Source organism: Tatumella ptyseos (assembly GCF_030552895.1).
Taxonomy (GTDB): Bacteria; Pseudomonadota; Gammaproteobacteria; order Enterobacterales; family Enterobacteriaceae; genus Rosenbergiella; species Rosenbergiella ptyseos_A.
Genome location: NZ_CP130649.1, coordinates 2316690 through 2341583, shown reverse-complemented (window position 1 = coordinate 2341583; position 24894 = coordinate 2316690). Strand labels below are relative to the sequence as shown.

Below are 24894 nucleotides of genomic sequence, written 5' to 3'. Positions count from 1 at the left end.
TGATTCCGATTTTTTTTACCGGTTTGGGATCAATAGCGCAAAGAAACCTAGGTTAATCGCCTTGGTCATATTGCACTGAAACACTAATGGGCTACACTTGGCACCAGAATTTTTCCGTATTCCACAAGGAATTTATATGTACCGTGATCTTATCCGTGATGAGTTAAATGAGGCAGCTAAAACGCTTGAGCAGTTCCTCAGTCAAGACGCTAACCTTAACGCTATTCAGCAGGCTGCAGAGCTGCTGGCGGCAAGCTTTAAACAGGGTGGGAAGGTATTATCTTGTGGGAACGGTGGTTCACACTGCGATGCAATGCATTTTGCGGAGGAACTAACGGGGCGTTATCGTGAAGACCGTCCTGGCTACCCGGCCATTGCGATCTCTGACGTGAGTCATTTATCGTGTGTCAGTAACGATTTTGGCTATGAGTTCGTTTTTTCTCGCTTTATCGAGGCGGTAGGGCAGTCAGGTGACGTTCTCCTTGGTATTTCTACCTCAGGTAATTCGAGTAATATCATCCGCGCTATCAGTGCCGCACGCAGCAAGGGTATGAAAGTGATCACCCTGACAGGTAAGGATGGCGGTAAGATGGTGGGCACTGCGGATATTGAAATCCGTGTTCCACATTTTGGTTATGCTGACCGTATTCAAGAGATTCATATCAAAGTTATCCATATCTTAATTATGTTGATTGAAAAAGAGATGGAACGTATTTCGGCATAAGTATTTCTATTTTGTTATAAAATGAGCGCGCGTTATCCCGTTGCAGCAATACGTAGAGCATGTTATTGATTATTCAGTATCGGCATTAAGTGACTGATACGCTGTTATTGAGGTCAACTGCATGTGTGAGCTGCTTGGGATGAGCGCAAATGTCCCTACTGATATCTGTTTTAGTTTTTCCGGCTTAGTCCAACGCGGCGGAGGAACTGGACCGCATAAGGATGGATGGGGGATTACTTTTTATGAAGGGAAGGGGTGCCGAACCTTTAAGGACCCGTTGCCGAGTTTTGAATCTCCCATTGCGCGATTAGTGCAAGAGTATCCTATCAAATCTCATTCTGTTATCGCACATATTCGTCAAGCAAACCGCGGTAAAGTCGCTTTAGAGAACACTCACCCTTTTACCCGTGAACTTTGGGGACGTCATTGGACTTATGCGCATAACGGGCAGCTAAAAGGTTACCGTCGCCTTGAAACCGGACAATTTCGGCCAGTGGGGGAAACGGACAGTGAACGGGCTTTCTGCTGGTTACTGCATAAACTTTCACAACGTTTTCCACAGACGCCAAAAAATTGGACGCCAGTCTTTCGTTATATAGCTGAACTGGCTAATGAATTGAGAGCATTAGGTGTTTTCAATATGTTACTTTCAGATGGTCGTTATTTGATGGCCTATTGCTCAACCCATCTTCATTGGATCACGCGACGTGCGCCATTTGGTAAAGCGGTATTAATTGATCAAGATGTCGAGGTTGATTTTATGCAGCAGACAACGGCTCACGATGTCGTGACAGTCGTCGCAACGCAGCCCCTGACGGGTAATGAAACCTGGCATAAGATTATGCCAGGCGAATGGAAGCTATTTTGCTTGGGTGAAGGCCAAAAAGGTCTTTGAAGCACTGGGTGTAGTGGTTTGGAATGGGTTACCTCGTGGGGTAATCGTTCCACTATTCTGACCATTGACGACATAATGGTTATTCATTACAGCGATCATTGGCGGTTGCTTATATTTCTCGAAATAATCATAACCAGGCTTCAACTGCTTCCAAAAATCGATGTATTGTGAGCCAGCATAGCGACGCATGTTATCATCGGTCATACGGAACGGATAAATATTCACTTCAATCTGTGTTTGTCCGTTGTTAAAGGCGGCCGTTACATACTTAAAGATCTGGTCGATACCACTATTCGTCATGGCATAGCAGCCAATAGAGACACAATCTCCGTGTATCATCAAATAGTTGCCGTTATAACCATTGGCCCTGTCATATTGATTAGGAAAACCTAAATTAATGGCGCGGTAATAATGACTATCAGGGTGCAGCTGCGAAGCCCCGATGGTATAGAAGCCTTCTGGGCTTTTAAAATCACCTTGAACCCGTTTAGGACCTAAGCCACCTGAGAATTTACAAATATTAAAGCGATTGAGTAGGCGGAACTGGTTACCCACCTTGGCATAAAGTTCAAGCGTACGCTCAGACTTAAAAATCTGGATAAATACCGGTGAACCGATCAGTTCAGTTTTAAGTTGATCGCTGACAGGTGCTTGTAATGCATTAGAAAGTGGAACGACTTCTTGTGAGAACGCGTTACAGGAAAACAATATCGCAAAAATGAGTGCGAAAATACGCATACTGGGTATACCTTGATGACAATCATGAGGACGGTCTGCAATCGGATAACAGACTATTGCAGTAGAACGGTTTATCTGCGCAACATTATCACTGTTATGGCTTTAATCAAGTCTTCATCTGCCTTTTTTTGTTAAAAAAAATGAGCTAAGAATTTATAAGTAACACCGCTCGCATTCTTCTTTTGCCACCGAGTCGTTTTGATCTATCGCTTCCCCACTTATCGCCTTTATGAGGCAATATCTTGCATTGGTATCTGGTTATTTATACAGTATGCTAGTGATAAGTCTGAGAGGGAAATATGCGTAAAATTATTCATGTCGATATGGATTGTTTTTATGCAGCGGTTGAAATGAGAGATAATCCTGCTCTGCGGGATATTCCTATTGCAATCGGCGGGAGTCGAGAACGGCGGGGAGTAATTAGTACCGCTAATTATCCGGCACGCCTGTATGGCGTGAAAAGTGCTATGCCAACAGCCACCGCATTAAAGTTATGTCCTCAATTGACCCTACTTCCTGGCCGATTTGACGCATACAAGCAAGCCTCTGCCCAAATACAGCAAATATTTAAGCGTTATACTTCAAAAGTAGAGCCTCTTTCTCTGGATGAAGCTTACCTTGATGTCACTGAATGCCTTGCTTGCCAAGGCTCCGCAACATTAATAGCGGAAGAGATCCGCCGCTCCATTTTCGATGAAACCGGGCTGACAGCTTCAGCAGGTGTGGCGCCAATTAAATTTCTAGCCAAGATTGCTTCTGAAGTGAATAAACCTAATGGGCTGTATGTGATCCCACCACACCAGGTCGACTCTTTTTTACAGACGCTTCCCTTAGCTAAGATCCCAGGAGTGGGGGAGGTCTCTTCACGAAAATTAGCCGATTTAGGCCTTTACACTTGCGCTGACATTCAGAAGGTTGAGCTGAGCTTTTTGTTAAAAACCTTCGGTAAATTTGGGAGAAGTCTATGGGAAAAAAGTCAAGGTATCGATACGCGAGACGTTGACGGCCATCGACTGCGTAAGTCTGTTGGTGTCGAGACCACGCTTTCTACTGATATCGAACAGTGGGGGCAATGTTTGGATGTCATTGAAAAATTGTACACAGAACTCGAACGTCGGTTACGTCTCGTCCGTCCCGATTTACGGATCGCACGTCAGGGCGTTAAATTCAAGTTTTCAGATTTTCAACAAACGACACTTGAACATATATGGACTGAACTGACGAAGCAGGATTTTATCGACCTTGCCTTTAAACTCTGGGAACAGCGGCGTCAGGGGCGTTCGGTCAGGCTGATTGGCCTACATGTCAATCTGCTTGACCCGCAAGTTGAGCGTCAATTACCGCTTCAATTATGAACTGGCAGCTGCTTGAGCCAAGTAAGGTAGTGTTGTGGCCAAGCGGAGTCGGGCATGCCTTTTCGTCCTAATCCAAAACCATGGCCTCCCGTTGTGTAGCGTATCCATGTCATAGGAACATGATGTTGACCCGCTGCCTGATGAAGTAAAACACCATTCTGAGGCGGCGCAATAGGGTCATCTTCGCTTTCGACAACGAATAAAGGGGGAGAAAAATCATGGATAGCATATTGTACCGACCATTTTTTTTCTTCTTGGCGTGTCGCATGATGCCCAGCAAGGACCCGATGCGTCGCACTGTGATCGAGGGGAGGTTCAACAGAGATAATTGGGTAGATTAACGCCACACCCTCAACCGATAAGGGGACTTTATGCGCTGCTGGACGATTAATGGCTAGAGCAAGTAAATGGGCGCCGGCTGAAAAGCCGAGTACGCTGAGATGAGGATTACCTTTATGTATAAGCGTCAACGCTTGTTGAACATCGACCATTGCGACATCTTTTCCCGCCGGCCAGTGTGCGTTGGGTAATCGGTAAGTCAGGATATAAGCCCGAAATCCATGTTGAGTCAGGAAGTGGGCGGCAGGTAACGCCTCTTTAGTTTGCTCGATTCTCTGGTAACCTCCACCCGCCGCGATGAGTACGGTTTTGCCGTTAAAGCGCTTGGGAGAATAGAGACGTAAAAATGGCGCGTTGACTTGAGTGACTTTACCTTTTGTTGAAACCACCTCGCTCGGACCTGGACGGATTTGCTCACTACCCATGGGCCAAAGCATGATTTTCTCAACAGAGGCTTGGGCGAAAAGGGGCAGAAAGAGTAACGTCACCCACCTGCGAATACCGTAAGTCACTATAGATACCCTCTCAAAAAATAACAGGCTAGGCGAGCGACCACCTAGCCCTATACTTATTTTGTAGGGACTGCTTTTAATAAGGCGGTCAGAAGCTGCCAGTAAAGCCCAACGCTTCCAATATGCACTTGTTCATCGGGTGAATGCGGGCCAGTGATCGTTGGGCCAATGGAGACCATATCTAAATGTGGATATGGTTCACGGAATAAACCGCACTCAAGACCAGCGTGGATAACTTGAATGTTAGGCTTCTTACCAAAAAGGTCCAAATAAATTTCACGAGTTAGCGCCATGATGGCTGAATTAGCATCAGGCTGCCAGCCAGGATAGCTCCCCGACGCCTCAGTTTTCGCACCGGCTAATGCGCCCAAAGAATGTAACATTGAGACGACATACTCTTTCCCACTATCAATAAGCGAGCGAATTAAACAGTAGATTTTTGCTTGGGTTTCTTCGAGCGTTACAATACCGATATTTAACGATGTCTCGACCACACCTGGCGCAACATCTGAGTTACGGATTACGCCATTAGGGGTCACATTCAGTAAATTAATAAATCGATCTTGGCTTTCGGTGTCTAATGGCTGACCAGTATGTGAGATTGCTTGTGCGCTTAAGGTGATATTTTTATCTTTTGGCGCGACTTCGTTTTGTAAGATCAATAAATAATCTTGCAGTGTCTGTTGAAGAGTCGCTTCCTGCTCAGGCGCAACGGCGACAACTGCATTCGCTTCTCGAGGAATAGCATTACGTAAGTTACCGCCTTTAAAATCGATCAACTGCAGGTCGAGTTTATGGCGAGATTCGGCAAAGAAACGAGCCAATAGTTTAGTGGCGTTACCTAACCCAAGATGAATATCGGCTCCAGAGTGACCACCCCGTAGCCCTTTGAGGCTAATCTCTAAAGTCAGATAGTGAGCAGGAGTATCGCGGCGGCTTATCGGCAGCTCAGAGAGGAAATCAATTCCCCCTGCACAGCCCATATAGACTTCACCTTCCTCTTCCGAGTCGGTATTGATCAATATATCGGCCTGTAGCCAGTTGGGTTGTAAGCCAAATGCGCCTTCCATCCCCGCTTCCTCGGTCATCGTCAGCAGGACTTCAAGAGGACCGTGTTCAACCGTTTTATCGGCGAGAACAGCGAGTGCAGAAGCCATACCAATACCGTTATCAGCGCCAAGTGTTGTTCCGCGAGCCTTCAGCCATTCACCATCCACCCAAGGTTGAATTGGATCTCGCGCAAAGTCATGTTCGGTCGCATTATTCTTCTGTGGCACCATATCGAGGTGAGCTTGTAGGGCGACAGGCTTACGGTTTTCCATCCCCGCGGTTGCAGGCTTACGGATTAGAATATTCCCGGCAGTATCCCGCTCACACCAAAATTGCTGTGTTTTAGCCCACTCAACAATATACGAGGCTAATGCTTCTTCATGATAAGAAGGATGTGGGATAGAACAGATTTTGGCAAAGAAGTCCCATAAGGGTTGCGGTGACAGTTGAGACAGTTCAGACACAATGCGTCTCCTATAACGGATTAGGATTAAGCCCATTTAATAGGGCATGTAGCGGTTATTATAAGTAGAGAAAGCATATCATTGTTCGCGAGTAAGCAGCGATTTATACCGAAAAAAAGTCAAAGTCCGTAGCAGCACTGGTTTTTATCTGACGTTATCCCTATAATCACGCGCAAACTTTTTTTCGTTTGTCCATTCACCAGACCAACTCTGTTGGTCGGAGCCTGATTATTATGAGTCAAAAATACGTAGTTACTTGGGATATGTTGCAAATTCACGCCCGTCAGTTGGCTGAGAAATTACTGCCAGTTGAACAGTGGAAAGGCATCATCGCGGTAAGCCGTGGTGGATTAGTTCCTGCGGCCTTATTAGCACGTGAACTGGGTATTCGCCACGTCGATACAGTTTGCATCTCAAGCTACGACCATGACCATCAACGTGAAATGAAAATTTTAAAACGTGCAGAAGGCGATGGTGAAGGATTTATTGTTATTGACGACTTAGTCGACACAGGCGGTACTGCGAAAGTTGTTCGTGAAATGTACCACAAGGCGCGTTTTGTGACGATTTTTGCTAAGCCAGCCGGTCGCCCATTAGTCGATGATTATGTCGTTGATATTCCACAAGATACCTGGATTGAACAACCTTGGGATATGGGGATTACCTTTATTCCACCGTTAGTTAAAGGTTGATGAAAAAAACAGCACCTAAGGGTGCTGTTTTTTTTTTTATCATTTTCATTTAATAGTAAGTCTGCTAAAAGTAACACTGAAAACAATGAACGCTAATAGGAGTGTTGTCAGATGGTATTACCCGGAGGCCACTTCAGAGGCCGTTACATCGTAAAATTTAATGAGCTAGGTCCCTACCTGCGTGAAGAACAGTGTCAAGAGAACCGCTTCTTTTTTGATTGTTTAGCTGTTTGTACCAATATTAAACCGGCACCAGAGAAGAGAGAGTTCTGGGGGTGGTGGTTGGTATTGGAAGCTCAAGAAACCCACTTCGATTATCGTTTTGACTTTGGTTTATATGATAAGGCGGGCCAATGGGTTCCCGTGGATATCAAACGCGAAGTCGATCGACAAGAAGCAGAAGCCAGCCTTCAAAAGTTCTTTCCACGCTTAGAGGCATTGATGAACGAATTGAATGCCCCGCTAATCCCTGCGAGTGACTTCGAACCTTCACTGTCGATTTAATCCTCTACGCCGCCCCTTTTTAAATTAAGTTGCTTCAAGCCTAAGGATAGCTATTGGCAAGCTCTAGCTGTCCTGATACAACTGTTCACTTATTTAAATCTTTAGGTGGCAGGAAATATGAGTGGCAGTCAGACCTTAGTGGTCAAATTAGGGACCAGTGTACTCACTGGTGGGTCGCGTCAGCTGAATCGTGCAAGAATGGTAGAGATTGTGCGGCAATGTGCACAAGCCATGAATGACGGTCATCGCATTGTGGTCGTAACCTCTGGTGCTATCGCAGCAGGTAGAGAGCATCTGAATTATCCCGAACTGCCTCCCACCATTGCGTCAAAACAACTCCTCGCAGCGGTAGGTCAGTGCCGTCTGATCCAGTTGTGGGAACAGTTATTCGCCATTTATGGTATCCATATCGGCCAAATGCTTATTACCCGCGCGGATATGGAAGATAGAGAGCGTTTTCTTAATGCTCGCGATATGCTGCATGCACTATTAGATCAGCGTATCGTCCCAGTTATTAACGAGAATGATGCCGTGGCTACGGCAGAAATCAAAGTGGGGGACAATGACAACCTGTCCGCGCTTGCGGCAATACTTTCCGACGCTGATAAGCTGTTGTTGTTGACCGATCAACAAGGCCTTTTTACCGCCGACCCTCGTTATGATCCTGAGGCAACATTGATCGAGGATGTTTATCAGATCGACGATTCCTTAAAAATGATGGCAGGTGGAAGTGTTTCTGGATTAGGAACTGGGGGGATGGCGACCAAATTACAGGCAGCAGAAGTGGCATGTCGGGCGGGTATTGATGTCATTATCGCTCCAGGCGACCAACCTATTGTGATTCAAAGATTATTGCAAGGTGAAAAAGCGGGAACCTTGTTCCATGCGCAAGAACATCGTCTGGAAAGTCGTAAGCATTGGATTTTTGGTGCACCACCCGCAGGCTCGGCAGTCATTGATGCCGGTGCGTTAACCGCACTACTCGAACGGGGTAGCTCATTACTGCCGAAAGGGATTATAGAGATTACTGGTAATTTTTCTCGTGGTGAAGTTATCGCGATTCGCGATCCCCAAGGCAATGATATCGCTCACGGCGTTTCGCGCTATAACAGCGATGCGTTACGCATGATTGCCGGGAAACATAGCCAATCTATCAGTGAAATACTAGGCTATGAGTATGGTGCTGTGGCCGTACATCGTGATGATATGATTGTAGGATAAATCGAGATGAATATAGAATTTATGGGGCAGCGTGCTAAGGCTGCTGCTTACCAACTCGCCACATTGACCGCGGCAGAAAAAAATCAGTTATTGATGACGATTGCTGATCAATTAAATGCTCACGCTAAGGATATTTTAGCCGCAAACCAATTGGATGTGGCTGATGCTGTTCAACAAGGCCTCTCGGCTGCGCTAATTGACCGCTTAACACTTACCGTCGAAAGATTAGCGGATATCGCCAATGATGTGCGTAAAGTCTGTCAGCTGGCTGACCCTATTGGTCAAGTGATCGATGGTGGACAATTAGAGAGTGGTTTGAAAATTGAGCGACGTCGAGTTCCATTAGGCGTCGTGGCGATTATTTACGAAGCTCGCCCAAATGTGACCATCGACGTGGCAACACTATGCTTAAAGACAGGTAATGCAGCAATTCTGCGTGGTGGAAAAGAGACCTATCGCACTAACTCGCAGACTGTGAAGGTTATTCGCAAAGCGTTAATCCAGCATGGCCTACCAATCGATGCCGTTCAAGCGATTGATGACCCTGACCGCCAATGGGTCACACAATTACTGAAGTTGGATAAGTATGTCGATATGTTGATTCCGCGTGGCGGCGCCAGCTTGCATAAACTGTGTCGTGAGCACTCGACTATTCCTGTGATCACCGGGGGTATTGGTGTTTGTCACCTCTATGTCGATGAAACAATGGAGTCTGAGCAAGCGCTTGATGTGATCGTTAATGCTAAAAAACAACGCCCAAGCGCTTGTAACTCTCTAGAAACACTATTAATTCACCATGATCAGCTAGACCGATTCTTACCCAAATTTGTAGCACGTATGGCACAGGAGTCGATTACTCTTCACGTCGACCCACAATTATCATCCCATTCAGCGCTAGAGAATAAAGGCTATGCGCAAGCCACCGAAGCCTCTTACCGAGATGAATGGCTGTCTCTGGATCTCAATATCAAAGCGGTAGAAGGCTTATACGCAGCGGTTGAACATATCCGTGAGTACGGTACGCAACATTCAGACGGTATTTTGACTAAAAGTTATCAAAATGCTCAGGAATTCGTAAATCAAGTCGACTCGGCTGCGGTATACGTGAATGCTAGTACTCGTTTTACCGATGGCGGTCAATTTGGCTTGGGGGCTGAAGTGGCAGTGAGTACCCAGAAATTACACGCGCGGGGGCCAATGGGATTAGAAGCATTAACTACCTATAAGTGGATCTGTTGGGGAGAAAATACTTTACGGGGATAGTGATAAGGTTTTGTTAAGAAAGTGGGGGGTTCGATAACTTTGGACATACTCTCTCGATAAGATTCAAGAGTAATCTTGATGGCTAAGCGTACCGTATTTCGCATAATCTCACCAATATTTTGGCTCAAGCGAGATGTTATGCGTAAAAGACCTCTAGTGTTAGCGATGGTATGCTTAACCTTAAACCCGATGGTAATGGCCTATGCTCATGATCACCATCATGATGATTGGGACCGCCATGGTCATTCTGGACCACGTTGGCACGAACATCACGATTGGCGCGACGACCATCGCGATCATGGTAGGTACTCTGATCATCGACCAGGTTATGATAGAAGAGATTTCTTCTATGATGGCCATCACTTTAGACCAGGTGGACGATTCCCTCATCAATACTATCAAAACCGGTATTGGGTGAACGACTGGCACCGGCATGGACTAGGTTCACCACCGCCAGGACATCGTTGGGCGAACATTAACGGTAATTACGTACTGATTGCTGTTGCCACTGGGGTGATCACTTCACTTATCCTCAACAATTAATTCAATAAGGCCCGAAATAGTTTGGGCCTTTTTTTACCTGTAAATCGGCGTGTGTATAGAATAGATTACAAATTCAGGTGATATGAATTTACGTAACGGCATTTTGTAAATATATATTTACACCAAGAGTGTTTGTTGGATTGAAAAGTTTACTTTTTATGTTATGGTAGGGGTATTGGTCGTTAAGACCCCCTAATTTTAGTCAGGTAATATCATGCAAAAAGATGCCTTAAATAATGTTCATATCACGGATGAGTCAGTAATGATGACCCCGGCAGAATTGAAAGCACTGTTTCCACTGACTGCGGAACAGCAGCAGCAGATCCAAGATTCCCGCCAAACTATCGCTAATATCATCGCTGGCCGAGACCCTCGTCTATTGGTCGTCTGCGGACCATGTTCTATCCATGATCCGCAAGCGGCATTAGAGTATGCAGCGCGCTACAAAAAATTAGCCGCAGAAGTGAGCGATTCTCTTTATTTGGTGATGCGCGTTTATTTTGAGAAACCTCGCACTACCGTAGGGTGGAAGGGATTGATTAATGATCCTCATATGGATGGATCATTTGATATTGAGCAAGGATTAAAACTCGCGCGTCAATTATTGGTCGAGTTGGTGTCTATGGGTCTACCTTTGGCAACAGAGGCTTTAGATCCTAATTCGCCACAGTTCCTCGGTGATCTGTTTAGCTGGTCAGCCATTGGTGCAAGGACGACTGAATCGCAAACACATCGTGAAATGGCGTCGGGTCTGTCTATGCCTGTTGGATTTAAAAACGGTACCGATGGTAGCTTGGGAACGGCAATTAATGCTATGCGTGCCGCTGCAATGCCACACCGTTTTGTGGGAATCAATCAACAAGGTCAGGTATGCCTATTACAGACTCAGGGCAATGAGGACGGCCATGTTATTTTACGAGGAGGTAAGACGCCAAATTATCATCCGGAAGATATTGCTCAGTGTGAGTCTGAAATGACCAAGGCAGGATTACGCCCTTCTTTAATGATTGATTGTAGCCACGGAAACTCGAATAAGGATTATCGTCGCCAAACGGTAGTGGCGGAAAGCGTATTACAGCAGTTACAAGCTGGAAACCGCTCTATAACTGGAATTATGTTAGAGAGTCACTTATTTGAAGGGAGTCAATCATCCGACTTACCTCGTGCTGAGATGCAATATGGCGTCTCAGTGACAGATGCCTGCATTAACTGGCAAACCACCGAGCAATTATTAAAGAAACTTGCGAATGCAATGAATGCTATGATCACCTCAAGTACAGTGGAAGGGTAGATAGGGTAATGGTTGCAGAACTGAATGCACTACGCGATAAAATCGATGAAACAGACAAGGCTTTGCTAGCTTTACTTGCACAACGTATGCAGTTAGTGGCGGAAGTCGGAGAAGTGAAAAGCCAGCACGGACTGCCGATCTATGTGCCAGAGCGTGAGGCCTCCATGTTGGCTTCACGTCGTGCGGAGGCTGAGGCGGTTGGAATCCCCGCCGATTTAATCGAAGATGTATTGCGTAGAGTGATGCGTGAGTCTTATGCCAGTGAAAATGATAAAGGGTTTAAGACGCTCAATCCAGCCATGCGACCTATCGTTATTGTTGGGGGCAAAGGAAAAATGGGGCGCTTGTTCGAGCGTATGTTAACGCTCTCAGGTTATCAAGTCCGTCTACTCGACAAGGAAGAGTGGAGCCAAGCGGCTTCTTTAGTCAGTGATGCGGGAATGGTGATCGTTAGTGTTCCTATTCACCTAACTGAGCAAGTTATTCAACAACTCCCGCCCTTACCGGACGATTGTATCTTAGTTGACTTGTGCTCAGTTAAAAAGGCCCCCCTACAAGCCATGATGGCAGCTCATCACGGACCAGTATTGGGCTTGCACCCTATGTTCGGACCTGATAGTGGTAGCTTGGCGAAACAAGTCGTGGTCTGGTGTGATGGCCGTTCTCCTGAAGCTTATCAGTGGTTTCTCCAGCAGATCGAGGTCTGGGGGGCAAGGTTGCATGCTGCTACGGCTGACGAGCATGACCAAAATATGGCTTTCATTCAGGCACTCAGACACTTTGCAACTTTTGCCTATGGGTTACATCTGTCAGAAGAGAATGTCGATCTCAAACAATTATTGGCACTTTCTTCACCAATTTACCGCTTGGAATTGGCAATGGTGGGACGCCTGTTTGCTCAAGATGCACAGTTATATGCTGATATTATAATGTCCTCACCTAATAATATTGCCTTAATTAAGCGTTATTACACGCGATTTGGCGAGGCTTTGGCGCAGCTCGAACGTGGCGATAAAGCCTCTTTTATCAAGAGCTTTGCTGGGGTACAAACGTGGTTTGGCGATTACGCTAAGACATTTATGACTGAAAGTCGTTCTTTACTCAGGTCAGCGAACGACAATCGAAAGTAATTCGCAACCAACACATATTAAGCACCACTGTAAGACAGTGGTGCTTTTTTTTATGGTGTCACGGCGGTAACTGTCTCGCTGGGATAACAACCCAGCACCTTCAAGTAGCGAGTAAGTTCAGTAAGCTGCTGTAGGGCAGACTGCATAGAGGGGTCACTGCTATTGGCTTGTACGTCGATATAAAACATTTCTTCCCAAGGATTACCGTTAATAGGGCGGGACTCAAGTTTAGTCATCACAATATCATGTTGTCTGAGGACCAATAGTGCATCGACCAACGCACCAGCTTGCTGTCCGGTTGCCATTAATAAAGTGGTTTTCGCTGGGACTTGTTTTGATACTTTCACCGGTTTACGCGCTAGGATTATAAAACGGGTTATGTTTTGTGACTGGTTAGCGAGTTGGCGATCTATTGCTTGAAGTTGATAGAGTTGGCCACCGGCTTCACTACCGAGTGCAGCGACAGAAGGATCGTTCAAGCTCGCCACGGTTTCCATTGCCGCTGCAGTACTTTCAGTATAGTTAATTTTCCAATGTGGATAGTGAGTTAAGTATTGGCTGCATTGTTGAAAAGGTTGAGGATGGCTATAGACGGTAGTGATTGCCGCAAGAGAAGTTTCCCCCGACACTAACAAACAGTGATTGATCGGTAAGGTCATCTCTCCAACAATATGTAGGCCAGTGTTTTGAAGTAAGTCGTAGACATCATTAATTGAACCTGAACTGGTATTCTCAAGGGGGAGCACAGCATAATCAGCCAATCCCTTTTCTACTTGATTAACAATATCTTGGAATTTACTGCAGCCAACCTCAATCATTTGATCGAAATGATGTGAGGCGTAGCTTCGTGCGGCAAGGTGAGAATAAGAGCCTTTAGGTCCTAAGAACGCGACACGAACGGCTTGTTGCTGAGAATCGTTGAGTGCTTTTTGCAGTAAAGCTTGTTGGATCAGGACCGAGTCTTCAATAACCAGCTGAAATAGACGCGTAATATAGTGACTATCGAGAGAGAGCGTTTTACCTTGCTCGATCAGTTTTTCCAGAAGTTGCTTTTCACGAACCACATCGCGTACTGGACGTTGGGTTTGTAACTTATAGTTGCCCACTGCAACGGCAAGCTCACGACGTTTAGCGAGTAAAGTGAGTAAACGGCTATCCAGATCACTAATATCATGCCGCAATTCGTCAAGCGAAGCATAAGGGGTCATAGTCTGTCCTTTTGTTTTTTATTTTTTCAAAAAAAAAGCCTCCCGGAAGGGAGGCCTTTTGTTCGTCTTTTCATTTATTCTAGTCGAAGCGGCTTCCCTGGGTGGGGGAGCTAAAAAAAAATGAAAAGAAAAACAAGTTAGCGTGCATGGTATTTTCTCAATAGAGTTGAATTTAGAGAGTAACGTCTGCGATGAAGCGCGTCAACCTAAAACCGCGCACCCTTGGGGTGCGCGATGACATTAGGATTCTGCGGGAATGATATCTTTAACGCTGCCATTGGCACGTCGCGCTTCTGCTTTGTGCTGGACCTTGTTGAGTTGACGTTCGAGTTTAGAGATAAGCTCGTTGACGGCCACATACATATCATCATGTTTCGCGGTGGCAACAAGGGTGCCGTTAGGCGTATTGAGTGTCGCGTCGGCAACGAACTCTTTAGGCTCTTTAGAGAGGACCACGTGAGGATTAATCAGTTGAGTCTGCCACTTTTCAAGCTTTGCAAACCGCTCCTCGATATGACTACGGATTGCCGGGGTAATATCCATTTGCTTACTGGTGATGTTGATCATCATTTTACCTCTCTTCGTCATTGCCATCATACGTGCTTTCAGAATACCGACTATACATATCAATAATGTGATTTATATCACATTATTGATATCTGAAAAATTTTAGCCCGGGCGCCTATTTTTAAGTATTTGAGTGTTAGCGAAAAAAATTTTTATCATTTAGCACCCTATAATTTTCGATGGTGCATAGTAGGGGTTGTCCGTTTCAAGCATAAGGTTGTCACGAATGCATGAGTCGTCGGGATGGTGGTATCGCTAGGATAGTGTTTTACCCTGTGAAAGGAACTACCATGCTGCTTGACCCGTCCACCAAATATAAGCCTTATCCTGTTATCGCTTTAGCGGATAGAATTTGGCCAAATAAACAACTCACTCATCCCCCACGCTGGCTGTCGACGGACTTACGAGACGGTAATCAAGCGTTAGCTGAGCCTATGAGTGTCGAACGTAAAATAAAGTTTTGGGAATTACTGTTAGCGTGCGGATTTAAAGAAATAGAGGTCGCTTTTCCTGCCGCCTCCGATACTGATTTTCAATTTGTACGTCGATTAATTGAAGAGAATCGTATTCCAGACGACGTGACCATTCAGGTAATTACTCAAGCGCGAACCGATCTTATTGAACGAACATTTGATGCATTGAAAGGATCTAAACGGGCTACGATTCATCTTTATAACGCTACGGCACCTTTGTTTCGACGCTTAGTCTTCCAGCAGACTAAAGAAGAGATTGTTGCTTTGGCGGTGGCAGGGAGTGAGCTAATTCGTCGTTGCTGTGAGGCAAATCCTGACACGCATTGGACTTATCAATATTCACCGGAAACATTCTGCTTTACTGAACCAGATTTTGCGTTAGAGATCTGCCATGCTGTAGCAAAGGTTTGGCAACCTACTTCCGAACGACCAATGATTATCAATTTACCTAGTACTGTTGAGGTTAATACGCCTAATGTCTATGCGGATCAAATTGAATATTTTTGCCGCCATTTTTGTTATCGAGAATCGGTATGTATTAGTGTTCATCCACATAATGATCAAGGCTGCGGGGTGGCGAGCGCTGAATTGGCATTACTTGCAGGAGCAGAAAGGGTAGAAGGTTGTCTTTTTGGGAATGGAGAGCGGACAGGAAATCTGTGTTTAGTCACTTTAGCGTTAAATCTTTACAGTCAAGGTATTCCGCCACAGCTTGATTTTAGTGATATGACTAATATCGTTGAGCAAGTTGAGGAATACAACCAAATCCCCGTTCATCCACGGCATCCTTATGCGGGCAAACTCGCCTTTACTGCGTTTTCGGGATCTCATCAAGATGCGATAAAAAAAGGGTTCAACGCGCGGGAGCATGATCCGAAAACATTATGGGAAATCCCTTATCTACTCATCGATCCTAATGACATTGGGTGTAATTATGAGGCTGTTATTCGTGTAAATAGCCAATCAGGTAAAAGTGGCACGGCATGGATGTTAGAACAGAATCATGGGTTAAAACTTCCTCGAGCCTTACAGCAAGCGTTCAGTCGACATGTACAAATGATTTCTGACCAAAGTGGCCGAGAAATGACATTAGCACAAGTATGGCAACTCTTTCGTCAACTTTACGGTCCTCACGAGCAGGCTCGATATCAGTTATTAGATTATCGAACAGAAAGTTTGGGGGCCAATCGTATTCAGTTCCAAGCTCAGGTTAAAACAGAGGAAAAAGTCCTCACGTTAAAGGGGGAGGGGAATGGGATATTGTCTGCAGCGGCGCACGCAATAAATCTTTATTTAAAAGAGTCTCTAATAATAGAAGATTATCACGAGCATACTTTAGGGCGAAAAAATGAGAGTCGCTCTGCCGCATATATCCTTTGTAAGAGTACGCGGGAAGAGAGCCAATGGGGGGTGAGTGTCGATAGCGATATTGCTAGAGCCTCTTTGCAGGCGTTGCTGAATGCTCTTCCTCTGATTAAGAGGAATGAAAATAATGGCTAGGAGGAAGCCCTAATCGTCGGCGAAACATCGTACTAAAAGCGCTTTGGCTTTCGTAACCTAAATCAAGGGCCACTCTTAATACCGACTGGCCCAATGCAAGACGTTTTAAAGCCTCCATTAATTTTGCCCGCCGTACCCATTCACTGAACGAGAACCCTATTTCATGGCGAAAATGTCTTAATAGTGTGCGCTCACTAAGATTAATCAGCGTCGCTGCCTCTGAGGTTGTCCAAGGTTTTGCAAGATCATTACGCACTAGTAAACATAGGTTCTTCAGTGCTGGGGAGACGGGTTCTGGCAAACTAAAGGGGAGCACCGACATTCCCCGAATTTCGTCTAAGATAAGCTCATATACCCTTTCCGCTCGGCTATTCGGTTCGTAGTGAACAGGGAGATCAAGCGCTGTAATAATGAGCTCCCTTAAGAGAGACGAGACTTGAACCACTTGACACCCTGTTGGTAAATCAGCCCGAGCGAAAGGATCAATAAACAGGGTCCTAGCGGCAACTTTTCCTGTGATGGTCAATCGGTGGATAATACCAGCAGGTAACCACACTCCTCTGGTGGGTGGGATGATCCAGCACCCTTGTGGGGTATGAACGCTGACCACACCGCTTAAACTATAGAGTAATTGTGCACAGTTATGTTGATGCCAAGGTTCACTCTCGCCATGGGAATAATCATGCGCAAGGGGAATCAACGGGCGTGTATCAAAATTAATGGGCAGTGTCGTTGACATGCGATTTCATCGTTAGCAGAGATGTGAATAAGAGTATTACGAGGAAGATCGCTTTTCAATGGCGTAGGAAGGTTGAGAGATAAGCGTTAGGAGTAACTTTATAAAAAAAACCAGTCACATATCGGTGACTGGTTCGTCAGCAGAATTGAGACTACTATTTTGCGTTATTTGCCGCGATCAATTTTGCTACTTTATCAGCTTCAGTGTTTAGTTGGAGTTTACGGTAAGCATTCTCCATATACGGAAGGGCTTGGCGAGTCGAGACAGTATCCGGATAATCACTCAACATCTCTTTAGCACGATTAACAACCGCGACATATGCCTCACGTTTAGTGTAGAATTTCACGACAGATAATTGATAGGTCGATAACCGATCCTTAAGTGCAACTAAACGTTTCTGTGCGTCAGGTGCATATTGGCTGTTTGGATAGCTTTGTACCAATTGCGAAAAGTCTTTGAAGGCTTGACGGGCATTGGATGGATCACGATCAGAACGATCAATACCAAAGAAGTGCTGTAGAGCAGATTGATCAAGCGCCATATCCGTTAACCCTTGCATATACATCACATAGTCGATGTTAGGGTGGGTAGGGTTTAAACGCATGAAGCGTGAAATGGTCGCTTGAGCCATTGGCATGTCGTCATTCTTATAATAGGCATAGATCAGATCGAGCTGTACCTGTTGCGAATACGGACCGAATGGGTAACGGTTGTCCAGAGCTTCTAACTGGCTGATGGCGCCTCTGAAGTTCCCATCTTGCAGTTTTTGCTGAGCTGTAGCATAAATCTGCGAAGGAGGATTATCAGGAACAACATCTTTAGATCCGGAACATCCGACCAGAGCTAAGCTAAGCGTGGCGAGCGCCACAAGATATTTCATACGCATCATGACGAATTGATTATCCTCAAAAGTTTATTGGAAGCATTTATATGTGGCTTCCATTGTTTATCAGCTAAGATAGCACATTATCTTAAACGGCTTTGCCGGAAAAACCCAACGTTAACGAAGAACCTTATATGGCACAACAAGTAGAACTCGCTGCAACCATCTCCCTTGAACAATTGGGACAACGCTTAGATCAGTCTTTGGCTGAATTGTTCCCTGATTATTCACGTTCTCGTATAAAAGAATGGATTTTACAGGGCAGAGTTACCATTAATGGGACAGTTGCCGATAAACCCAAAGAAAAAGTATTGGGTGGCGAGAAAATTATAATCAGCGCAGAAATCCAAGAAGAAGCGCGTTGGGAACCTCAAAATATTCCCCTCAACATTGTCTACGAAGATGATGATATTCTCGTCATTAATAAACCGCGTGACTTAGTTGTGCATCCAGGTGCCGGTAATCCGGATAAAACGATTTTGAATGCACTGCTCTATCACTATCCGGCTATCGCTGATGTTCCACGAGCGGGTATTGTACATCGCCTCGATAAGGATACCACAGGATTAATGGTGGTTGCCAAGACCGTTCCTGCGCAAACCCACTTGGTGGATTGCCTGCAACGACGAGAAATTACCCGCGAATATGAAGCGGTTGCAATTGGGACTATGACGGCGGGAGGAACCGTTGATGAGGCGATTTCTCGTCACTCTACCAAGCGTACGCATATGGCGGTTCATCCAATGGGCAAACCGGCCGTCACGCACTACCGTATTATGGAACATTTCCGTGCCCATACCCGTCTTCGTTTACGCTTGGAAACGGGGAGAACGCACCAAATCCGTGTGCACATGGCCCATATCGGTCACTCGTTAGTGGGGGATCCCCTTTACGGCGGTCGTCCACGTCCGCCTAAAGGATCAAGTGAAGCGTTTATTAATGCATTACGCGGCTTTGATCGCCAAGCTTTGCATGCCACGATGCTCCGTCTCTATCACCCGATAACGGGTATCCAGATGGAATGGCATGCGCCACTGCCCCAAGATATGGTGGAGTTAATTGAAGCACTGAAAATTGATACTGCAGAATATCGCGATCAAATGGACTGGTTATGAGCAAATCGCTGATTGTTCCTAACTGGAGTGTGCCTTCAACGGTACGTGCCGTTTCAACCACCCGTTTAGGGGGCGTCAGCGGTAGCCCGTGGCAAGCGCTCAACCTCGGTAGTCATGTTGGGGATGAGCTAAGGGCAGTAACAAAAAATCGTGAGCTGTTGACTGAAATTGCACAGTTACCCAGTGAACCTTTCTGGCTTAATCAGATCCATAGCCAGCGTGTGGTTGAAGCGGCTGTGGCCTCGACTGAAATGATAGATGCCGATGCCAGCTTTACCCGAGCAGCGGGTAAAGTCTGTATTGTGATGACGGCTGATTGTTTACCGGTTTTGTTTACCAACCGTCAAGGTACTCAAGTCGCCGCCGCCCACGCAGGATGGCGAGGATTATGTGACGGTATATTGGAAAATACCGTTGACACCTTCGACTGTTCGCCGGAGGAGATTATAACATGGGTAGGTCCTGCTATTGGCCCTGATGCTTTTGAAGTAGGTGCGGAGGTAAGAGAAGCTTTTATTCAGACGCATCATGCAGCCGAACAATGCTTCATCACGCACGGCAATAAATATTTAGCCAATTTACCTAAGCTTGCGGAATTGCGCTTACAGCATGCGGGCGTAAATGCCATTTATCATTCTCATCGTTGTACTTTTTCGGAACCTGAACAGTTTTTCTCCTACCGCCGTGATGGACAAACAGGTCGTATGGCTTCCCTAATCTGGATCACTGAGTAAGCAGAGTATTCGAGTCGCGGAGGGTAAAATTTCAGCTATTTTTTGCGGTGCTTACTCTTGAATTTTTCATAATTACCTCCATTTTATAGTCAATAGCATGTTGACCTTTGTGGAGGAATTATGCGTCTAGATCGTCTTACTAATAAATTTCAACAAGCCCTAGCCGATGCACAATCATTAGCGCTAGGCAGTGATAATCAATTCATCGAACCCCTTCATCTTTTCTCTGCGTTATTGGCACAAGAGGGAGGTTCAATTCGTCCGTTACTCGTCTCTTGTGGGGTAGAGGTTGCTCAGCTTCAAGCTCAGCTATCTCAGGCCTTATCTCGCCTCGCTAAAGTAGAAGGGAGTGATGGCGACGTTCAGCCTTCTGCTGAATTAATCAGAGTATTGAATCTTTGCGATAAATTGGCGCAAAAACGTGGTGATAGTTACATCTCATCCGAGCTTTTTTTACTCGCGGCGTTCGACACCCGTGGAAGCGTCAGCGATTTATTGAAATCAGTAGGTTTAACCAGTGAAAAACTGACTAACGCTATCGATCAACTTCGAGGGGGAGAGGGTGTGAACGACCAAGGGGCAGAAGACCAACGCCAAGCACTTAAAAAATACACTATTGATCTGACCGAACGTGCTGAGTCAGGCAAACTCGATCCTGTTATTGGCCGAGATGAAGAGATTAGGCGTACTATCCAAGTTCTACAACGTCGTACCAAAAATAACCCCGTATTAATTGGTGAACCTGGGGTGGGTAAAACGGCGATTGTTGAAGGTTTAGCGCAACGTATCATTAATGGTGAAGTGCCGGAAGGACTTAAAGGTCGCCGTGTTTTAGCCTTAGATATGGGAGCGTTGGTGGCTGGGGCTAAGTTCCGAGGAGAGTTTGAAGAGCGGCTCAAAGCAGTACTTAATGATCTGTCGAAACAAGACGGCAATGTCATTCTTTTTATCGACGAAATCCATACCATGGTGGGAGCAGGTAAAGCCGACGGGGCGATGGATGCCGGAAATATGCTCAAGCCGGCCTTAGCGCGTGGCGAATTGCACTGCGTGGGTGCGACTACTTTAGATGAGTATCGTCAATATATAGAGAAAGATGCAGCGCTCGAACGTCGCTTCCAAAAAGTGCTGGTCGCTGAACCCAGTGTCGAAGATACCATTGCGATTCTACGTGGACTTAAGGAACGTTACGAGTTGCATCACCATGTGCAAATTACTGACCCCGCAATTGTTGCCGCCGCGCAGCTGTCTCACCGTTATATTGCGGATCGTCAGTTACCGGATAAAGCTATCGACCTTATTGATGAGGCGGCATCGAGTATTCGTATGCAGATCGACTCCAAACCAGAGCCTTTGGATCGTCTTGAACGTAGGATTATCCAACTTAAGTTAGAGCAGCAAGCCCTTAAGAAAGAGACGGATGATGCGAGTGTCAAACGGCTCGCGATGCTGGAAACAGAGCTGGCGCAGAAAGAGCAAAGTTACTCGGAGCTTGAAGAAGAGTGGAAAGCTGAAAAAGCCTCCCTTACTGGCACGCAACATATTAAATCTGAGTTAGAGCAAGCTCGTATTAGTATGGAGCAAGCACGACGCAATGGGGATCTTGGCCAGATGTCAGAACTCCAATACGGAAAGATTCCGGAATTGGAGAAACAACTGGCTCAAGCGACACAGTCCGAAACCCAGCAAATGAAGATGTTGCGTAACAGAGTCACCGATGTTGAGATTGCAGACGTATTAGCACGCTGGACCGGGATCCCTGTCGCTCGAATGATGGAGGGCGAGAGAGAGAAACTTTTACGGATGGAAGAAACGCTACACGACCGAGTCATCGGACAAGATGAAGCGGTGGATGCTGTGGCCAATGCGATACGTCGTAGCCGAGCGGGTCTGGCTGATCCAAACCGCCCAGTGGGGTCCTTTTTATTCTTAGGGCCAACAGGGGTGGGTAAAACGGAGCTCTGTAAGTCTCTCGCTGATTTTCTTTTCGATAGCGATGAGGCAATGGTTCGTATCGACATGTCCGAATTTATGGAGAAACATTCAGTGTCCAGATTAGTGGGTGCTCCTCCAGGGTATGTCGGTTATGAGGAAGGGGGCTACTTGACCGAAGCAGTGCGTAGACGGCCTTACTCTGTCATCTTATTGGATGAAGTCGAGAAAGCGCACCCTGATGTCTTCAATATCTTGCTGCAAGTTTTAGATGACGGACGTTTAACGGATGGTCAAGGTCGGACAGTCGATTTCCGTAATACGGTTATCATTATGACTTCAAACTTGGGATCGGATTTAATCCAAGATAAGTTTGGCGAGCTTGATTACGGACAAATGAAAGGTGTGGTGATGGATGTAGTAGGACATCACTTCCGTCCAGAATTCATTAACCGTATAGATGAGGTCGTTGTATTCCATCCACTGAGTCATGAGCATATTGCACAAATTGCTCAAATCCAGTTACAACGTCTCTATAAACGGTTAGAAGAGCGTGGCTATTCGGTTGAGATTTCTGAAGAGGCATTAGGCCTGTTAGGTGAGGTTGGCTTCGATCCTATCTATGGTGCGCGGCCGTTGAAGCGTGCAATACAGCAAGAAATTGAAAACCCATTAGCTCAACAGATACTATCTGGAAAACTTTTACCGGGCGCGACCATTAAATTAGGCGTCGTAGACGGGGTGATTACCGCCCAGCAGTAATCAATATTGACTAATAAAGGCCTAGGAATGCGAATTTCTAGGCCTTTTTGTTTTGTTTTTATACGGAATGATTTAATAATCACCACTCAGTAAAAAAGTTTAAATAATCCCTTGCGCTCTGAGCGGAACTCCCTATAATGCGCATCCACTGACACGGCAAAGCACGATACGCAGCGCGGTGACAGGGACTGAAGCGATTCGGTCCAGGAGAAAAAATCAAAATAATGATTGACTCCTGAGGTGAAGCGAGTAATATACGCCACCTCGCGACAACGAGTTAAAACGTTGATTCGCAATGCTCTTTAACAATTTATCAGACAATCTGTGTGGGCACTCGCAGGATTGATATCACAAAAAACTTTGTAGTATCAAGTCTTGAAGAGTGACACTGAAAATTCATTTACGAATAACAGAACAATTTCTTTGAGCATCAAACTTTAAATTGAAGAGTTTGATCATGGCTCAGATTGAACGCTGGCGGCAGGCCTAACACATGCAAGTCGAACGGTAACAGAGAGTAGCTTGCTACTTTGCTGACGAGTGGCGGACGGGTGAGTAATGTCTGGGGATCTGCCTGATGGAGGGGGATAACTACTGGAAACGGTAGCTAATACCGCATAATGTCGCAAGACCAAAGCGGGGGACTTTCGGGCCTCGCACCATCGGATGAACCCAGATGGGATTAGCTAGTAGGTAGGGTAATGGCTTACCTAGGCGACGATCCCTAGCTGGTCTGAGAGGATGACCAGCCACACTGGAACTGAGACACGGTCCAGACTCCTACGGGAGGCAGCAGTGGGGAATATTGCACAATGGGCGCAAGCCTGATGCAGCCATGCCGCGTGTATGAAGAAGGCCTTCGGGTTGTAAAGTACTTTCAGTCAGGAGGAAGGGTGTGAAACTAATACTTTCATGCATTGACGTTACTGACAGAAGAAGCACCGGCTAACTCCGTGCCAGCAGCCGCGGTAATACGGAGGGTGCAAGCGTTAATCGGAATTACTGGGCGTAAAGCGCACGCAGGCGGTTTGTTAAGTCAGATGTGAAATCCCCGGGCTCAACCTGGGAACTGCATTTGAAACTGGCAAGCTTGAGTCTTGTAGAGGGGGGTAGAATTCCAGGTGTAGCGGTGAAATGCGTAGAGATCTGGAGGAATACCGGTGGCGAAGGCGGCCCCCTGGACAAAGACTGACGCTCAGGTGCGAAAGCGTGGGGAGCAAACAGGATTAGATACCCTGGTAGTCCACGCCGTAAACGATGTCGACTTGGAGGCTGTTCCCTTGAGGAGTGGCTTCCGGAGCTAACGCGTTAAGTCGACCGCCTGGGGAGTACGGCCGCAAGGTTAAAACTCAAATGAATTGACGGGGGCCCGCACAAGCGGTGGAGCATGTGGTTTAATTCGATGCAACGCGAAGAACCTTACCTACTCTTGACATCCAGAGAATTTAGCAGAGATGCTTTAGTGCCTTCGGGAACTCTGAGACAGGTGCTGCATGGCTGTCGTCAGCTCGTGTTGTGAAATGTTGGGTTAAGTCCCGCAACGAGCGCAACCCTTATCCTTTGTTGCCAGCACGTAATGGTGGGAACTCAAAGGAGACTGCCGGTGATAAACCGGAGGAAGGTGGGGATGACGTCAAGTCATCATGGCCCTTACGAGTAGGGCTACACACGTGCTACAATGGCGCATACAAAGAGAAGCGACCTCGCGAGAGCAAGCGGACCTCATAAAGTGCGTCGTAGTCCGGATTGGAGTCTGCAACTCGACTCCATGAAGTCGGAATCGCTAGTAATCGTAAATCAGAATGTTACGGTGAATACGTTCCCGGGCCTTGTACACACCGCCCGTCACACCATGGGAGTGGGTTGCAAAAGAAGTAGATAGCTTAACCTTCGGGAGGGCGTTTACCACTTTGTGATTCATGACTGGGGTGAAGTCGTAACAAGGTAACCGTAGGGGAACCTGCGGTTGGATCACCTCCTTACCTGTAAGATACATTGCTGCGAAGTGCTCACACAGATTGTCTGATGAAAATGTAAAGAAGCAAGGCGTCTTGCGAAGCAGACTTATGTCCCCTTCGTCTAGAGGCCCAGGACACCGCCCTTTCACGGCGGTAACAGGGGTTCGAATCCCCTAGGGGACGCCACTTGCTGGTCTGTGAGTGAAAGTCGCCGACACTATTATCTTAAAGCTGACTTACGAGTCGTCTTTAAGATATTGCTCTTTAAAAATCTGGAAACAAGCTGATAAATTGAAAACACT

21 protein-coding genes, 1 tRNA gene, 1 rRNA gene and 1 other annotated feature are annotated in these 24894 nt (G+C 46.2%); of the genes, 16 read left to right on the top strand and 7 right to left on the bottom strand.

The window, feature by feature from the left end; genetic code table 11:
• Window positions 1–136 precede the first annotated feature (136 nt).
• On the top strand, window positions 137–724 hold the full coding sequence (gene lpcA, locus QJR74_RS11195) for a D-sedoheptulose 7-phosphate isomerase (protein WP_304371937.1): 588 nt from the start codon (window positions 137–139) through the stop codon (window positions 722–724).
• A gap of 121 nt (window positions 725–845) precedes the next feature.
• Window positions 846–1619: a class II glutamine amidotransferase gene (locus QJR74_RS11190; protein ID WP_304371936.1), complete on the top strand. Its 774-nt coding sequence runs from the start codon at window positions 846–848 to the stop codon at window positions 1617–1619.
• On the opposite strand, the gene dpaA is transcribed toward QJR74_RS11190, so the two are convergent.
• Window positions 1584–2357 (bottom strand): peptidoglycan meso-diaminopimelic acid protein amidase, encoded by a 774-nt coding sequence (gene dpaA, locus QJR74_RS11185; protein ID WP_304371935.1) that lies wholly within the window; start codon window positions 2355–2357, stop codon window positions 1584–1586. The two genes, QJR74_RS11190 and dpaA, sit on opposite strands and share 36 nt — an antisense overlap.
• A 299-nt stretch (window positions 2358–2656) precedes the next feature.
• Between dpaA and dinB the strand changes: the two genes are divergently transcribed.
• Entirely contained in the window at window positions 2657–3712 is a 1056-nt protein-coding gene (dinB, locus tag QJR74_RS11180) for a DNA polymerase IV (protein WP_304371934.1), read from the top strand.
• Here dinB and QJR74_RS11175 read toward each other — a convergent pair.
• Window positions 3703–4563: an alpha/beta hydrolase gene (locus QJR74_RS11175; RefSeq protein WP_304371933.1), complete on the bottom strand. Its 861-nt coding sequence runs from the start codon at window positions 4561–4563 to the stop codon at window positions 3703–3705. The genes dinB and QJR74_RS11175 overlap by 10 nt on opposite strands.
• 56 nt (window positions 4564–4619) lie before the next feature.
• Window positions 4620–6077 carry a beta-Ala-His dipeptidase gene (gene pepD / locus QJR74_RS11170; protein WP_304371932.1) on the bottom strand — a complete coding sequence of 486 codons (1458 nt, stop codon included), beginning with the start codon at window positions 6075–6077 and terminating at the stop codon, window positions 4620–4622.
• A 233-nt stretch (window positions 6078–6310) separates the two neighbouring features.
• Here pepD and gpt point away from each other — a divergent pair, with 233 nt between their 5' ends.
• The 7 genes from gpt (at window position 6311) to tyrA (ending at window position 12721) form a co-directional block, all read left to right on the top strand.
• On the top strand, window positions 6311–6769 hold the full coding sequence (gpt, locus tag QJR74_RS11165) for a xanthine phosphoribosyltransferase (protein WP_304371931.1): 459 nt from the start codon (window positions 6311–6313) through the stop codon (window positions 6767–6769).
• 111 nt (window positions 6770–6880) lie between these two features.
• Window positions 6881–7273, top strand: coding sequence for a sigma factor-binding protein Crl (crl, locus tag QJR74_RS11160; protein ID WP_304371930.1), 393 nt, complete (start codon window positions 6881–6883; stop codon window positions 7271–7273).
• Window positions 7274–7390: 117 nt separating this feature from the next.
• Window positions 7391–8494 (top strand): glutamate 5-kinase, encoded by a 1104-nt coding sequence (gene proB, locus QJR74_RS11155; RefSeq protein WP_304371929.1) that lies wholly within the window; start codon window positions 7391–7393, stop codon window positions 8492–8494.
• A gap of 6 nt (window positions 8495–8500) precedes the next feature.
• Window positions 8501–9757 carry a glutamate-5-semialdehyde dehydrogenase gene (proA, locus tag QJR74_RS11150; RefSeq protein WP_304371928.1) on the top strand — a complete coding sequence of 419 codons (1257 nt, stop codon included), beginning with the start codon at window positions 8501–8503 and terminating at the stop codon, window positions 9755–9757.
• Between the two features lie 138 nt (window positions 9758–9895).
• Window positions 9896–10300 (top strand): RcnB family protein, encoded by a 405-nt coding sequence (locus tag QJR74_RS11145; RefSeq protein WP_304371927.1) that lies wholly within the window; start codon window positions 9896–9898, stop codon window positions 10298–10300.
• Between the two features lie 214 nt (window positions 10301–10514).
• Window positions 10515–11591: a 3-deoxy-7-phosphoheptulonate synthase gene (locus QJR74_RS11140; RefSeq protein WP_304371926.1), complete on the top strand. Its 1077-nt coding sequence runs from the start codon at window positions 10515–10517 to the stop codon at window positions 11589–11591.
• A gap of 8 nt (window positions 11592–11599) precedes the next feature.
• On the top strand, window positions 11600–12721 hold the full coding sequence (gene tyrA, locus QJR74_RS11135) for a bifunctional chorismate mutase/prephenate dehydrogenase (protein WP_304371925.1): 1122 nt from the start codon (window positions 11600–11602) through the stop codon (window positions 12719–12721).
• A gap of 50 nt (window positions 12722–12771) precedes the next feature.
• Here the strand turns inward: tyrA and pheA are convergent, their stop codons facing one another.
• Together pheA and raiA are read right to left on the bottom strand one after the other, a co-directional pair.
• Window positions 12772–13929, bottom strand: coding sequence for a bifunctional chorismate mutase/prephenate dehydratase (gene pheA, locus QJR74_RS11130; RefSeq protein WP_304371924.1), 1158 nt, complete (start codon window positions 13927–13929; stop codon window positions 12772–12774).
• A gap of 28 nt (window positions 13930–13957) precedes the next feature.
• Window positions 13958–14078, bottom strand: a sequence feature (Phe leader region).
• 91 nt (window positions 14079–14169) lie between these two features.
• On the bottom strand, window positions 14170–14499 hold the full coding sequence (gene raiA, locus QJR74_RS11125) for a ribosome-associated translation inhibitor RaiA (protein ID WP_099825452.1): 330 nt from the start codon (window positions 14497–14499) through the stop codon (window positions 14170–14172).
• A gap of 287 nt (window positions 14500–14786) precedes the next feature.
• On the opposite strand from raiA, the gene leuA reads away from it, so the two are divergent.
• Entirely contained in the window at window positions 14787–16469 is a 1683-nt protein-coding gene (gene leuA, locus QJR74_RS11120; RefSeq protein WP_304371922.1) for a 2-isopropylmalate synthase, read from the top strand.
• On the opposite strand, the gene QJR74_RS11115 is transcribed toward leuA, so the two are convergent.
• Window positions 16444–17208, bottom strand: a complete 765-nt coding sequence (locus QJR74_RS11115) for an AraC family transcriptional regulator (protein ID WP_304371921.1) — start codon at window positions 17206–17208, stop codon at window positions 16444–16446. The two genes, leuA and QJR74_RS11115, sit on opposite strands and share 26 nt — an antisense overlap.
• 154 nt (window positions 17209–17362) lie before the next feature.
• Window positions 17363–18097, bottom strand: coding sequence for an outer membrane protein assembly factor BamD (bamD, locus tag QJR74_RS11110; protein WP_304371920.1), 735 nt, complete (start codon window positions 18095–18097; stop codon window positions 17363–17365).
• Between the two features lie 128 nt (window positions 18098–18225).
• On the opposite strand from bamD, the gene rluD reads away from it, so the two are divergent.
• The 5 genes from rluD to QJR74_RS11085 all read left to right on the top strand — a co-directional run bounded on the left by rluD (window position 18226) and on the right by QJR74_RS11085 (window position 24778).
• A complete protein-coding gene (gene rluD / locus QJR74_RS11105; protein WP_304371919.1) occupies window positions 18226–19206 on the top strand; it encodes a 23S rRNA pseudouridine(1911/1915/1917) synthase RluD in 981 nt (326 codons plus the stop codon).
• A complete protein-coding gene (yfiH, locus tag QJR74_RS11100) occupies window positions 19203–19940 on the top strand; it encodes a purine nucleoside phosphorylase YfiH (RefSeq protein ID WP_304371917.1) in 738 nt (245 codons plus the stop codon). The genes rluD and yfiH overlap by 4 nt, the downstream gene beginning before the upstream one ends.
• A gap of 120 nt (window positions 19941–20060) precedes the next feature.
• Entirely contained in the window at window positions 20061–22634 is a 2574-nt protein-coding gene (gene clpB / locus QJR74_RS11095) for an ATP-dependent chaperone ClpB (protein WP_304371916.1), read from the top strand.
• Between the two features lie 439 nt (window positions 22635–23073).
• A 16S ribosomal RNA gene (locus QJR74_RS11090) occupies window positions 23074–24616 on the top strand.
• 86 nt (window positions 24617–24702) lie between these two features.
• Window positions 24703–24778: transfer RNA gene (locus QJR74_RS11085), tRNA-Glu, on the top strand.
• Window positions 24779–24894 lie beyond the last annotated feature (116 nt).